General features: G+C 71.0%; 8 protein-coding genes. 6 read left to right on the top strand and 2 right to left on the bottom strand.

What is annotated here, in order from left to right; all coding sequences use genetic code 11:
- The first annotated feature begins 217 nt into the window (after positions 1-217).
- Positions 218-643, top strand: coding sequence for an acyl-CoA thioesterase (locus JKV81_RS07240; RefSeq protein WP_129260631.1), 426 nt, complete (start codon positions 218-220; stop codon positions 641-643).
- Between the two features lie 30 nt (positions 644-673).
- Here the strand turns inward: JKV81_RS07240 and JKV81_RS07235 are convergent, their stop codons facing one another.
- Positions 674-1,660, bottom strand: a complete 987-nt coding sequence (locus JKV81_RS07235; RefSeq protein WP_129260630.1) for a LacI family DNA-binding transcriptional regulator — start codon at positions 1,658-1,660, stop codon at positions 674-676.
- Between the two features lie 510 nt (positions 1,661-2,170).
- Between JKV81_RS07235 and JKV81_RS07230 the strand changes: the two genes are divergently transcribed.
- From JKV81_RS07230 to JKV81_RS07215, 4 genes are all read left to right on the top strand, one after another.
- On the top strand, positions 2,171-3,109 hold the full coding sequence (locus JKV81_RS07230; protein ID WP_236055618.1) for a carbohydrate ABC transporter permease: 939 nt from the start codon (positions 2,171-2,173) through the stop codon (positions 3,107-3,109).
- Positions 3,110-3,112: 3 nt separating this feature from the next.
- Positions 3,113-4,054 carry a carbohydrate ABC transporter permease gene (locus JKV81_RS07225; RefSeq protein ID WP_099171563.1) on the top strand — a complete coding sequence of 314 codons (942 nt, stop codon included), beginning with the start codon at positions 3,113-3,115 and terminating at the stop codon, positions 4,052-4,054.
- A 163-nt stretch (positions 4,055-4,217) separates the two neighbouring features.
- Positions 4,218-5,564 (top strand): ABC transporter substrate-binding protein, encoded by a 1,347-nt coding sequence (locus JKV81_RS07220; protein ID WP_129260629.1) that lies wholly within the window; start codon positions 4,218-4,220, stop codon positions 5,562-5,564.
- Positions 5,565-5,654: 90 nt separating this feature from the next.
- Positions 5,655-7,730 carry a beta-galactosidase gene (locus tag JKV81_RS07215; RefSeq protein WP_129260628.1) on the top strand — a complete coding sequence of 692 codons (2,076 nt, stop codon included), beginning with the start codon at positions 5,655-5,657 and terminating at the stop codon, positions 7,728-7,730.
- A gap of 47 nt (positions 7,731-7,777) precedes the next feature.
- Here JKV81_RS07215 and JKV81_RS07210 read toward each other — a convergent pair whose 3' ends face one another.
- Positions 7,778-10,975: an alpha-L-rhamnosidase gene (locus tag JKV81_RS07210; protein WP_129260627.1), complete on the bottom strand. Its 3,198-nt coding sequence runs from the start codon at positions 10,973-10,975 to the stop codon at positions 7,778-7,780.
- A 348-nt stretch (positions 10,976-11,323) separates the two neighbouring features.
- Here JKV81_RS07210 and JKV81_RS07205 point away from each other — a divergent pair, with 348 nt between their 5' ends.
- Entirely contained in the window at positions 11,324-12,508 is a 1,185-nt protein-coding gene (locus JKV81_RS07205) for a S8 family peptidase (RefSeq protein ID WP_129260626.1), read from the top strand.
- Positions 12,509-12,749: the final 241 nt, after the last annotated feature.

Below are 12,749 nucleotides of genomic sequence, written 5' to 3'. Positions count from 1 at the left end.
CCGCGAGCGGCTGCCATGATCCCGCCGGAGAACCCGGACGCGCCTCGGGGTTCGGGCGAGCAGTGCTTCTGACGGAAATCTCCGTCAGAACCTTTCTGCAATCTCTTGCATCCAGGAAGTTAGCGGGACATGACAGGTCCGTAAAGGGGCCGCGCACCCGTGTGACCCCTCGTGACGGAGAGGAATGGGGGAGGGGTGCGCGTGTGTTCCGCTGTGCATGACCTTCTTCGTCGATGTCACGGTGCGCGGATACGAGCTCGACACCCAGGGCCACCTCAACCAGGCGGTCTACCTCCAGTACGCCGAGCACGCCCGATGGGAGCTGCTGCGGGAGGCCGGACTGGCCCAGGAGAAGCTGCTCGCCGAGGGGATCGGGCCGGTGCAGCTGGAGGTGACGGTGAAGTACCTGCGGGAACTGCGGGGCGGTGACAGGGTCCGCGTCAGCTGCGAGCTCTTCCACGGCGAGGGGAAGACCTTCGAGATCCGCCAGCGGATCCTCAAGGAGGACGGCACCGTGGCCGCGGAGATCACCGGGGTGGGCGGCATCCTCGACCTGACGGCCCGGCGGCTGGTCGCGGACCCGGCGGGTCGGTTCGCCGCACTGGCCACGAAGCCGGAACTCCTCGGGATCCCTGCTGGCTGACCGGCCGGGCCGAGCGCGACCGGCGTGCAGTCATCCCCTCGGCGGCGGGCCCGTGCTCGCGCGGACGACCAGGTGGGTCGGGACCAGGGTGGTGCCGCGCTCCGTCGTCTCGTCGCGGATCTGCCGCAGGACCCCGTCCACGCACCGACGGCCGATCTCGGCGAAGTCCTGGTGGACGGTGGTCAGGGGCGGGAGGAACGACGCGGAGTCGGCGATGTCGTCGAAGCCGACGACGCTGACGTCCTCCGGGACGCGTCTGCCGCGTTCCTGAAGGGCGCGCAGGACGCCCAGCGCCATCTGGTCGTTGGCCGCGAAGACCGCGGTGCAGGACGGGTCCGCCGCCAGGACGAGACCCGCCTCGTACCCCGAGGCTGCCGACCAGTCGCCGTCCACCGGAGTCGGGACCGGGCGTCCCGCCTCCTCCAGGGTCTGCCGCCAGGCGTGCGCGCGACGCTGGGCGGCGTACGACTCCGCGGGGCCGGCGACGTGCGCCACGGTGCGGTGTCCGAGGTCCAGGAGGTGGCGAACGGCGGCCCGGGCGCCCCCGGACTGATCGGTGTCCACGACGCTGTAGCGGTCGCCGGCGTCGGAGTCGGCCACCACCACATGGGTGTGCGGCGGCAGCGAGATGGCGGCGTCCAGAAGGCGGACTTCCATGATCACGATGATGCCGTCCACGACCTGCTCGCCGAGCATGGTCACCGCGCCCCTGACCCCCGTGCTGGTGGGCGTCGCGACGGGCAGCAGGGTGATCGCGTACCCCTCGTCCGCGGCCGAGGCGGAAATGGCCTCCAGCGTACGGACGTTGCCCGTCGTGGCCAGGGTGAACAGGACGACGCCCAGCGTGCGGAACTTCCCGCTCTTCAGGGCGCGGGCGGCGCTGTTGGGGCGGTAGTTCAGCTCCTTCATGGCGCTCAGGACGCGGTCGCGGGTCTCCTCGGACACCACCGTGCTCCCGTTGGAGACCCGGGAGACGGTCTGCGAGGAGACACCGGCCAGGCGCGCGACGTCGGCCATCGAAGCCTCCTTGCGAGGTGGCCGGTCCATGGCCTGTTCCTTTCCCTGCACTGCGTCCGCCTCCGTCGTGGTCGTGTGAGCCTCTCGCCGTCTGGGCGTGCCGGTCCGGCCGCGGGGCCGGGCGGGCCGCGCGTGATGTGGGGGTCTTCCGAGCGGGAACCGCCCTGTCTCTGCTGCGCGTGTGGCTCGTATGCGCCTGCGGACCGAGGGGCGGACCAAGGGCATTTCTACCACTCCGGACGCCCGGCTCCGACACACGGGCACACCAGGGCGCCGCCGCTCGGGGGAGCCGGCGGGCCTGTCGCGTCCCAACTGGTCGGCACAGCAGGGAAACCGAGCCTTGACCATGACGTGAGAGACGTGTAGACATCACTTCACCGATAAATGTTTACGTAAACATCTTCACGGATGTTCGCGTGGACTTCGGCCCCCTCAAGCACAGCGCCTCCACGATGTCCGGTGTCTCCATCCGGCCGGGGCCTGCACAACGCCGGACCAACAGGAGTACCCATGACGGCCGTTACGCCGATCACGACCGGACGCCGCCCACCAGCCGGAGGGTCCCGCGGCCGGCGTGTCCGGAGAGGACGGCGCGGGCAGGTCGGCTGGGTCTTCGTAGGGCCCTTCATGGCCGTGTTCGCCCTGGTGTTCCTCGCGCCGATCATCTACTCCCTGTATCTGAGCTTCTTCCGGGACCAGTTGGTGGGCGGCACGTCCTTCGTCGGCCTGGACAACTTCCAGCGGGCCTTCGAGGACGAGCAGTTCTGGGCGGCCGTGGGCCGGGTGGCGCTCTTCCTCGTGGTGCAGGTGCCCGTCATGCTCGGCCTCGCCCTGCTCGTGGCCCTGGCCCTGGACAGCGGCAGGATCTACGGGAAGAGCTTCTTCCGGATCGCGGTCTTCCTGCCGTACGCCGTGCCGGCCGTCGTCGCCACCCTGATGTGGGGCTTCATCTACGGCACCCGCTTCGGGCTGGTGGGCAACTTCAACGACGCCTTCGGCGTGTCGCTGCCCGACCCGCTCTCCCCGTCCCTGGTGCTGGCGAGCATCGGCAACATCGTCACCTGGGAATTCATCGGCTACAACATGCTGATCTTCTACTCGGCGCTGCGGGTCGTCCCCAAGTCCCTCTACGAGGCCGCCGAGATCGACGGAGCGGGACAGTGGCGGATCATCACCGCGGTCAAGATCCCCGCGATCCGCGGTGCGCTGGTGATCGCGACGATCTTCTCGGTGATCGGCAGCTTCCAGCTGTTCAACGAGCCCAGCATCCTGCAGAAGCTGGCGCCCAACGCGATCACGACCTACTTCACGCCCAACTTCTACACCTACACGCTGTCCTTCTCCGGACGCCAGCAGAACTACGCGGCGACGGTCTCCCTCGTCATGGGAGTCGTCACGATGATCATCGCCTACGCGGTCCAGCTGCGCGGCATGCGAAAGGAGGCGTGAACGATGAGCGCCCCCTCCTTCACCGCCGAGCAGACACCCCGGCGTACCACCCACCGCGCCCCCGCGCCCCGGCGCGGCTCGCGCGCACGCCGCTCGCCGGACAAGCCCCGTCGCAGCGTGCTGCTCACGGTGCTCATGGGCGTGACCGCGCTCTACGCGCTGATGCCGCTGGCCTGGCTCGTCATCAACGCCACCAAGACGCAGAAGGGGCTCTTCGGCTCCTTCGGCCTCTGGTTCAGCGGTGACTTCGCCCTCTGGGACAACATCTCCCAGACGCTCACCTACGACGACGGCATCTTCGTCCGCTGGTTCCTCAACACCCTGCTGTACGTGGTCGCCGGCGCCGGCGGAGCCACCTTCCTCGCCGTCCTCGGCGGCTACGGGCTGGCCAAGTTCGACTTCACCGGGAAGCGCGCCGTCTTCGCCGTCGTCATCGGCGCCGTGGCCGTGCCCGCCACCGCGCTGGCGGTCCCCACCTTCCTCATGTTCAGCAAGATGGGGCTCACCAACACGCCGTGGGCCGTCATCATCCCCTCGCTGATCTCACCGTTCGGGCTCTACCTCATGTGGGTGTTCGCCGCCGAGGCCGTCCCCACCGAACTCCTCGAAGCGGCCCGGATGGACGGCTCCGGCGAGCTGCGGACGTTCTTCCGCGTCGCGCTCCCGCTGCTGGGCCCCGGCATCGTCACGGTCCTGCTCTTCACCATGGTCCAGACGTGGAACAACTACTTCCTGCCGCTGATCATGATCAAGAACCCGGACTGGTACCCGCTGACCCTGGGGCTGAACGCCTGGAACGAACAGGCGTCCACCGCGGGCGGCCAGCCGGTCTTCAACCTCGTCATCACGGGTTCCCTGCTGACCATCGTGCCGCTCGTCATCGCCTTCCTGCTGCTCCAGCGCTACTGGCAGTCCGGCCTGGCGGCGGGCAGCGTCAAGGGATGACCCCCTCCCCGGCCGCACCGGCCGCCACCCCAACTCCGCGCCCCGGGACCGGTCATCCACGGCCCCCCTCCGGCGCGGTGTCCCACCCCTCGCCGGCCACGCACCCCCGTGCGGCCGCCCGACGGTTCCCGCACCATCCTCACCACAACGGAGTGAAGCAATTATGAGAACCATGACCAGACGCGCGATGCGTGGCGTCGGCCTGCTGTGCGCGGCCGCGCTGAGCCTCACCGCCTGCGGATCCTCCGACGGCGACGCCGGGTCATCGGACAAGACGGTGTCCGGAGGTGACCTCCGGGCGGCCCTCAAGGAGGGCGGTTCCATCACGGTGTGGGCGTGGGAACCGACGCTGAAGCAGGTGGTCAGCGACTTCGAGAAGGAGTACCCGAAGGTCAAGGTGAAGCTGGTCAACGCCGGTACCGGCAACGACCAGTACACCGCCCTGCAGAACGCCGTCCAGGCCGGGTCCGGGGTGCCGGACGTCGCGCAGGTGGAGTACTACGCCGTCGGACAGTTCGCCCTCGGCAAGTCCCTCGAGGACCTCAGCCGCTACGGCGCGGGAGAGTTCAAGGCCGACTACTCGCCGGGCCCGTGGAACGCGGTCGCCGTCGACGACGCCGTGTACGCGCTGCCCATGGACTCCGGCCCGATGGCGCTCTTCTACAACAAGAAGGTGCTGGACAAGCACCAGATCGCCGTCCCCACCACCTGGGACGAATACCTCGAGGCGGCCCGCGCCCTGCACGCTGCGGACCCCAAGGCCTACATAGCCAACGACACCGGCGACGCCGGGTTCACCACCAGCATGATCTGGCAGGCCGGCGGCACCCCGTTCAAGAACCGCGACACCGACGTGACGGTCGACCTCACCGCCGACAAGGGTGTCCTCGCCTACACCAAGGTCTGGCAGAAGCTCATCGACGAGAAGCTCCTGGCCCCCGTCACCAACTGGAGCGACGAGTGGTACAAGGGCCTGGCGGACGGCACCATCGCCACCCTCGCCACCGGCGCGTGGATGCCCGCCAACTTCGTCTCCGGCGTCGAGTCGGCCTCGGGTGACTGGCGTGCCGCGGCGCTCCCGCAGTGGGAGAAGGGCGGCGAGGTCAGCTCGGAGAACGGCGGCAGCGCCCTCGCCGTGATGAAGGACGGCAAGAGCAAGGACCTGGCGTACGCGTTCAACGAGTACGCCAACCACTCCGACGGCGTCCAGGCCCGCCTGAAGGGCGGCGCCTTCCCGGCGACCACGGCCGACCTGTCCTCCCCGTCGTTCCTCGACACCACCTTCCCGTACTTCGGCGGCCAGAAGGCGAACGAGATCTTCGCCCGGTCCGCCAGCCAGGTACCGGAGGACTGGTCCTACCTGCCGTTCCAGGTGTACGCGAACTCCATCTTCAACGACTCCGTGGGCAAGGCGTACGTCTCCGACACCACGCTGGCCGACGGCCTGAAGGAATGGCAGAAGGCCTCCGTCGCCTACGGCAACGACCAGGGCTTCAACGTCAACAAGTGACCTCCAGCCGCTGAACCAGCAGGGGGCGGCCGCCCGCCGACGGGCGGCCGCCCCCTGCCGCACTCGCACCCCGTATCCGAAAGGATCATCATGACCCCCGCCTCCGAGCGCCACTGGCTGCGCCCGCCCTCCGACGACCGCCCCGCGCGCTTCGCCTACGGGGCCGACTACAACCCGGAGCAGTGGCCGCGCGAGGTGTGGAAGGAAGACGTCCGGCTGATGCGCGAGGCCGGGGTCACCGTCGTCTCCGTCGCCATCTTCTCCTGGGCGCGCCTCCAGCCGGCCGAAAACCGGTGGGACTTCGAGTGGCTGGACGAGGTGCTCGACCTGCTCCACGCCGGCGGCATCGCGGTGGACCTCGCCACCGCCACCGCCTCGCCGCCCCCCTGGCTCACCACCCTGCACCCGGAGATCCTGCCGGTCACCCGCACCGGCGAGACCCTCTCCCAGGGCGCGCGACAGCACTGGCGGCCCACCTCGCCCGTCTTCCGCAGACACGCCCTGCGGCTGGTGGAGGCCATGGCCACCCGTTACGCGGACCACCCCGCCGTGGTCGCCTGGCACATCTCCAACGAGCTCGGCTGCCACAACATCTACGACTACTCCGACGACGCCGCCCAGGCCTTCCGGGACTGGCTGCGCGCCCGCTACAGCACCCTGGAGGAGCTCAACCGGGCCTGGGCCACCTCCTTCTGGTCGCAGCACTACGGGGACTGGGCGCAGATCCAGCCGCCTCGCCTGGCCGCGAGCCACGCCAACCCGACCCAGCAGCTCGACTTCAAGCGCTTCTCCTCCGACGCGCTGAAGGACTACCTCCGCGCCGAACGCGAGATCCTGCGCCGCATCACCCCCGGTATCCCGGCCACCACCAACTTCATGGTGATGAGCGGCACGCAGGGCATGAACTACCCCGACTGGGCCGCGGAGATCGACTTCGTCTCCAACGACCACTACGCCCACCCCGGGCCGCAGCGCCTGGACGAGCTGTCCTTCTCGGCCTCCCTCACCCACTCCATCGCCCGGGGCGCGCCCTGGTTCCTGATGGAACACTCGACGAGCGCGGTGAACTGGCAGCCCGTCAACGTCGCCAAGCGCGAGGGCGAACTCGCCCGCGACTCCCTGGTTCACGTCGCCCACGGAGCCGACGCGGTCTGCTTCTTCCAGTGGCGCCAGTCCGCCGCCGGCGCCGAGAAGCACCACTCCGCGATGGTGCCCCACGCCGGCCCGGACAGCGAGCTGTTCCGCGCGGTCAGCGCCCTCGGCCGGACCCTGGAGACCCTCACCCCGGTGACCGGCTCCGTACGGCAGCCCGCCCGCGCGGCGCTGGTGTACGACTGGGAGTCCTGGTGGGCCGTCGAACGCGACTCCCAGCCCTCCTCCCTGATGCGCTACCGGCAGGAGGCGCTCGACTGGTACTCCGCCTTCCTCGCCCTGGGTGTCCGGGTGGACGTCGTCACGACCGCGACCGACCTCACCGGCTACGACTTCGTCGCGGCCCCCCTCCTCCACGTCGTCCCGCGGGCCCTGGCCGGCCGGCTGGACGCCTATGTGCGCGGCGGCGGCCACCTCGCCACCACCTACTACTCGGGCGTCGTCGACGAGAACGACCACGTGCACCTCGGCGGCTACCCGGGCGCGCTGCGCGATCTGCTGGGCATCCGCATCGAGGAGTTCGGCCCCCTGCTGGAGGACGAGGACGTACAGCTCGACAACGGGCTGACCGGCACCCTGTGGACCGACCGGATCGACGTGACCGACCCCGAGGTCACGGTGCTCGCCCGCTATGCGAGCGGGGACCAGACCGGACGCCCCGCCCTCACCCGGCGCGCCCCGGCCGGCGGCGGGTCCGCGGCCTACGTCTCCACCCGGCTGGGCCGCCACGGGTTGCCCGAGGTGCTGCGCTCCCTGCTGTCCGGCGCCGGCGTGACCTCCGAGCTCCCCGCCGCGGCGCGGGGGAGGGCCGAGCTGACCGTACGGACCGACGGCTCCCACGCGTACTGGTTCCTCGTCAACCGTACGGACGAGCCCGTGGCGTTCGGCACGGTGGACGGAGAGATCCTCACCGGTCCCTCGTCCGGGGCCGACGGTCTCGTCCTGCCCCCGCGGGGCGTCGCCGTGCTCCGCGTCGCGTCCGGGAGCACGCCCTTCCGGCAGGGCGCCGCGTAGCGCGGTGTGCCCCGTGGGACGGCCCGTCCCACGGGGCACCGGACGGTTCAGCCGGAGGCCGTGAACCGGTGCGTGCCCGATCCCGCCGAGAACACCGCACACCCCTCGTCCAGCCGGAGGAAGTCCGCGTCGCCCCGGCCGGCGCTCCGTTCGTCGCCGCCCGGCACCCACACCTCGGCGGTCGTGTTCGGCGGCAGGACAACGCTCAGGGCGAAGCCGTCCGCGTCCTTCCGCCAGCTCGTGGCGACCGGCCCGTACCGTGAATCGAACCGGCCTCCGGCCCGGGTCACCGCGCCGCCCGGCCGCGGTCGTACGAGGATCTTCCGGAAGCCGGGCGCGCCGGGGGCGATGCCCGCGATGTTCGCGTACATCCACTCGCCCACCGAGCCGTAGGCGTAGTGGTTGAAGGAGTTCATCCCGGCGTCCTGGAAGCTGCCGTCCGGCCGGATCGAGTCCCAGCGCTCCCACATCGTCGTGGCGCCCCGGTCGATCTGGTACCCCCAGCTCGGGAAGGTGCGCTGGGTGAGCAACCGGTAGGCGACATCCGTGTGGCCGGTGTCCGTGAGCACGGGCAGGAGCCGCGGGGTGCCGAGGAACCCCGTCGACAGATGCCAGTCCTTCGCCTCGATGAGCGCGACCAGCCGGTCCGCCGCCGGCGCGCGGTCCCCCTCCGCCAGCAGATCCATGGACAGCGCCAGCACATAGGCCGTCTGCGTGTCGCCCTTCACCCGCCCGCCGTCCGAGACGTACGCCGCGCGGAACGCGTCGCGCACCCGGCCGAAGAGCGTCCGGTACGGAGCGGGGTCCTTGTCCAGCACCTCGGCCGTCCGCGCCACGAGATCCGCGCTGTGGGCGAAGTAGGCCGTGGCGATGACGTCCTTGGGCGTCTCGTCCTCGATGTTGAGCCAGTCGCCGAACCCGTCGGCCGGGCGCAGCAGCCCGTTGCTGTGCGCCTCCAGATACGTCAGCCAGTCGGTCATCGGGGTCCAGGACTGCTCCAGCACCCGTACGTCGCCGTACGCCTGGTACAGCGCCCACGGCACGGTCACCCCGGCGTCCCCCCAGCCGGCCGCGCCGTTGCCGACGTTCGGGAGGTCCGGGGCGACATGGGTGAAGGCGCCGTCCGGGGTCTGGGCGTCGCGCAGGTCGTGGAGCCACTTGGTGAGGAAGCGGGCCGACTCCATCGTGTACGCGGCGGTGGGCGCGAACACGTTGATGTCGCCGGTCCAGCCCAGCCGTTCGTCGCGGGCCGGGGTGTCCGTCGGGATGGACAGGAAGTTCCCGCGCTGCCCCCAGGTGATGTTGCTGTGGAGCTGGTCGAGCATGGGGACGTCGGTGGTGAAGTCCATGGTGAAGGGCGCCGAGGTGTGGATGACCCGGCCCACGACCGCGTCACGGCCCGGCGTGCCGGGATAGCCCGTCACCTCGACGTAGCGGAAGCCGTGGAACGTGAAGCGCGGCTCGTAGGTCTCCCGCCCGCCGCCCTTGAGCGTGTACGTGTCCGTGGCGCGGGCGGTGCGCAGGTTGGCGGTGTAGATCGTGCCGTCCGGGTTCAGCACCTCGGCGTGCCGCAGCCGCACCGTCGTACCGGCCGGTCCCGACACGGTGAGGCGGGGGGTGCCCACCATGTTCTGGCCGAGGTCGAACACGAAGACTCCGGGCTTCGGCTCCGTCACCTCACGCGCCGTCAGTTCGCGCTCCACCCGGCAGGCGCCGTCCACCTCGGCGACCAGGGCCGCCGTGACCCCGTCCACCCGGTCGGCGGGGTGCCAGCCGGCCGCGTCGAAGCCGGCGCGCGTCCACCCGTCGGTCTCCAGCCGGGCGTCGTACTCCTCGCCCGCCATGAGGTCGGCGCCGGTGACGGGACCCGCGGCGGTCAGCCAGTCACTGCCCGACACCACGCGCTCGGTCGACCCGTCGGCGTAGGTGATCTCCAACTGGGCCAGTGCGGCGGGACGTTCGCCGTACTGGTGAGGGCCGAACCAGGCGATGTTCCCCGCGTACCAGCCGGCCGCGAGGGTGATCCCCAGCGCGTTGCCGCCCTTCGTCAGCAGCCCGGTCACGTCGTACGTCTGGTACTGGACCCGCTGGTGGTAGTCCGTCCAGCCGGGGGCGAGGCGGTCCTCACCGACGCGCTCGCCGTTGAGCGACACCTCGTACAGGCCGAGAGCCGTCGAGTAGAGCCGGGCCCGTGCGACGCGTTTGCGGCCCAGCCGGAACTCCCGGCGCAGCTGGGTGGCGGGGGAGTGCGCCACCTCCACCCTGCCCCACGGCCCGGAGCCCCAGCGGGCGAGGACCTTCGCGGCGGGCCAGGCGGAGTCGTCGTAGGTGACGGAGTGCCAGTCCTCCGGCGGTTCCTCGTCGGTGGCCCGCCAGCCCGCGTCGGTGACCACCGTGGTCGTCCCGTCCGCGGTCGTCAGCTCCAGCGCCCCGAGCAGCCCGGCGGGTCCGCTGACGGCGTTCGTCGCCGATACGGCGATCACCTGGGTACCGGCGGTCAGCCGGTCCGACACATCCACCAGGACGGGGCGCTTCCAGTTCTCGGCCGGGCCGTCGGCCTCCGTGTGCGCCACCCGCACACCGTTCACCAGGGCGGTGAAACCGTCGTCGGCGCTCATGACCAGACGGGCGCGGGTGACACCCTCCGGAACCTCCACCCGGCCGCGGAACCACCGCGTGGCGGCGGGCGCCTCGACGGTGGGGTCCCCCTCGGGGAACCAGATCCAGGAGGCGTCGTCCAGAACGGGTGCGCCGGTCAGCGCGGCCGGTGCGGCGATCCACCCGGCCGACCAGTCGGAGGCGTCCAGCAGACCGGTCTCCCACCAGGACGGCTCGCTCCACGCGGAGGCCCGGCCGTCCGCGTCCCAGATCCGCACGGACCAGAAGTAGCGGGTACGGGACGTCTGCGGCGGCCCTCCGTACGGAACCAGTACGGACTGCGAGGAGCCGACCCGGCCGCTGTCCCACACGTCGGGTGCGCCGAGGCGCTCGGGGGCGGTGGCCACACGCACCTGGTAGGCGGTCTGGACCATGCCGGGGGTGTCCGACGCGACGGGCCAGCTCAGCCGGGGACGTGGCGTGTCCAGGCCCAGCGGACGGCGCACGTACTCGACGGTCGGCCCGGTGACGCGGGCCCGCCCGGCGGCCGCCCCCGCCGATCCGGCCGCCGCGGTGGCGGGCGAGGACACGGCGGCGAGCGCGGCGGTGGCGGCGGTGGTGCTGAGCAGTCGTCTTCTGCTGATCACAACGCGGCTCCGTAACGAGGCGATGATGAATCGTTTCAGTTCCGTGAAGCTAGGGTTCTGACCGGACCCTGTCAAGAGTTCTCACGTGATCGCCCCCATCCTGGAACGGGGGTTGCAAGCCTGCTGTACGTGGCATTGACGGCCTTGCGGGGCAGGTCTATCTTCGCTCGCAGGGAGGAGTTGAAACCTTTCACCCGATGGGCCGAATGGGCCTGCCCCGGCGCCGATCGTTGCGCTGTCCGGCTGACGCGGCTCAGGCTCGCCGGGGATGTGGACGAAAGGTCAGGTGTTCGCACGTCGCGGGCCTGACGGGTCCGCGATCCGCTCCTCCACCCCAAGGGAGAACGCATGCGCCTGCGCGCCCGCTGGGCACCAGCCGCTCTACTGCTGATCGCCCCTCTGATCGGCACCACCACGGCCACGGCGGACACCGGCGAGGTCCTCGTACCGGTCGAGAAGTCGACCCGGGCCGTGCCCGGTCAGTACATCGTCACCCTCTCGCCCGAGCAGAAGCCGGCCGCCATGGCCGAACAGCTGGGGGTCAGCACCCTCTTCACGTACAGCAAGGTCCTGCACGGCTTCGCGGCCTCGCTGACGGCCGCTCAGCTCCAGGAGGTGCGCGGCGCGGCAGGCGTCCAAGCGGTCGAGGAGAACAGCGAGGCGTCCGTCTCGCCGCCCGCCGCCACGACGGCGGGCACGAAGCGGGCCGTGGCCGGGAGCTGGGGGCAGGACCGCATCGACCAGCGGAACCTGCCGCTGGACGGCGCATACGACGTGGACGGCACGGGCCAGGGGGTGACCGCGTACATCCTGGACACCGGCATCGAGTCCGCCCACAGCGAGCTGGGCGGCCGGGTGGGCGCCGGCTACGACGCGATCGGCGACGGCCGCAACGGTGAGGACTGCAACGGCCACGGCACGCACGTGGCCGGGACCGTCGCCGGCTCCACGTACGGAGTGGCCCCCGCCGCCTCGCTCGTGCCGGTGCGGGTGCTCAACTGCGAGGGCTCGGGCACCTGGGCCGGGATCATCGCCGGGCTCGACTGGATCGCCCAGAACGCCGAGCAGCCGGCGGTCGTCAACGCCTCCCTCGGCGGACCCGCGTCCTCGGCCGTCGACGACGCGTTCGACGCGCTCGCGGCGGAGGGCACCCTGCCCGTGGTCGCCGCGGGCAACGAGAACCAGGACGCCTGCGACGTCTCCCCGGCCCGCGCCGACGGTGTGCTCGCCGTGGGGGCCGGCGACGACCAGGACCGGCAGGCGACCTTCAGCAACTGGGGCACCTGTGTGTGGCTGTACGCCCCGGGCGTGGACATCGTGTCCGCGAAGCTCGGCGGCGGTTCCACGACACTGAGCGGTACGTCGATGGCCAGCCCGCACGTCGCCGGTGCCGCGGTCCTCTACAAGGAGCAGAACCCCGACGCGACGCCGGAGCAGGTCGCCGACGCGCTCGCCGAGGAGGCCACCCCGGACGTCCTGACGGGTCTGGGCACGGGCTCGCCCGACCGGCTCCTGTACACCGGCGGTCTCTGACCTCCACCCGGCTCCATGGGAGCGGGGTCCGCGTCCTGCGGGCCCCGCTCTTCGCCGTGCCGTGGAGGGGCCCGGGAACAGGGACTTTCGTCCGGCTTGCAGCGCCATGCAAATAATTGCGTCCATCCCTTGCGCGCCGCATACATGCCGTGACCGGACGCCGGCCCGGTCAAGTGCCGCCTGATGGACGGTCCTTGCACGACCGACGCCGCCCCCCGTCCCGTTCCGGTTTCTGTCGCAA

The organism is Streptomyces silvae (genome assembly GCF_016745505.1).
In the GTDB taxonomy this organism is placed as follows: Bacteria; Actinomycetota; Actinomycetes; order Streptomycetales; family Streptomycetaceae; genus Streptomyces; species Streptomyces silvae.
The sequence above is the reverse complement of the archived record's forward strand: the minus strand, read 5'-3'. Positions and strand labels throughout refer to the sequence as shown.

Coding starts and splice junctions, on each gene's coding strand:
- JKV81_RS07240 (WP_129260631.1), top strand. CDS start 218: ATGACCTTCTTCGTCGATGTCACGGTGCGCGGATACGAGCTCGACACC.
- JKV81_RS07225 (WP_099171563.1), top strand. CDS start 3,113: ATGAGCGCCCCCTCCTTCACCGCCGAGCAGACACCCCGGCGTACCACC.
- JKV81_RS07230 (WP_236055618.1), top strand. CDS start 2,171: ATGACGGCCGTTACGCCGATCACGACCGGACGCCGCCCACCAGCCGGA.
- JKV81_RS07220 (WP_129260629.1), top strand. CDS start 4,218: ATGAGAACCATGACCAGACGCGCGATGCGTGGCGTCGGCCTGCTGTGC.
- JKV81_RS07205 (WP_129260626.1), top strand. CDS start 11,324: ATGCGCCTGCGCGCCCGCTGGGCACCAGCCGCTCTACTGCTGATCGCC.
- JKV81_RS07215 (WP_129260628.1), top strand. CDS start 5,655: ATGACCCCCGCCTCCGAGCGCCACTGGCTGCGCCCGCCCTCCGACGAC.
- JKV81_RS07235 (WP_129260630.1), bottom strand. CDS start 1,660: ATGGCCGACGTCGCGCGCCTGGCCGGTGTCTCCTCGCAGACCGTCTCC.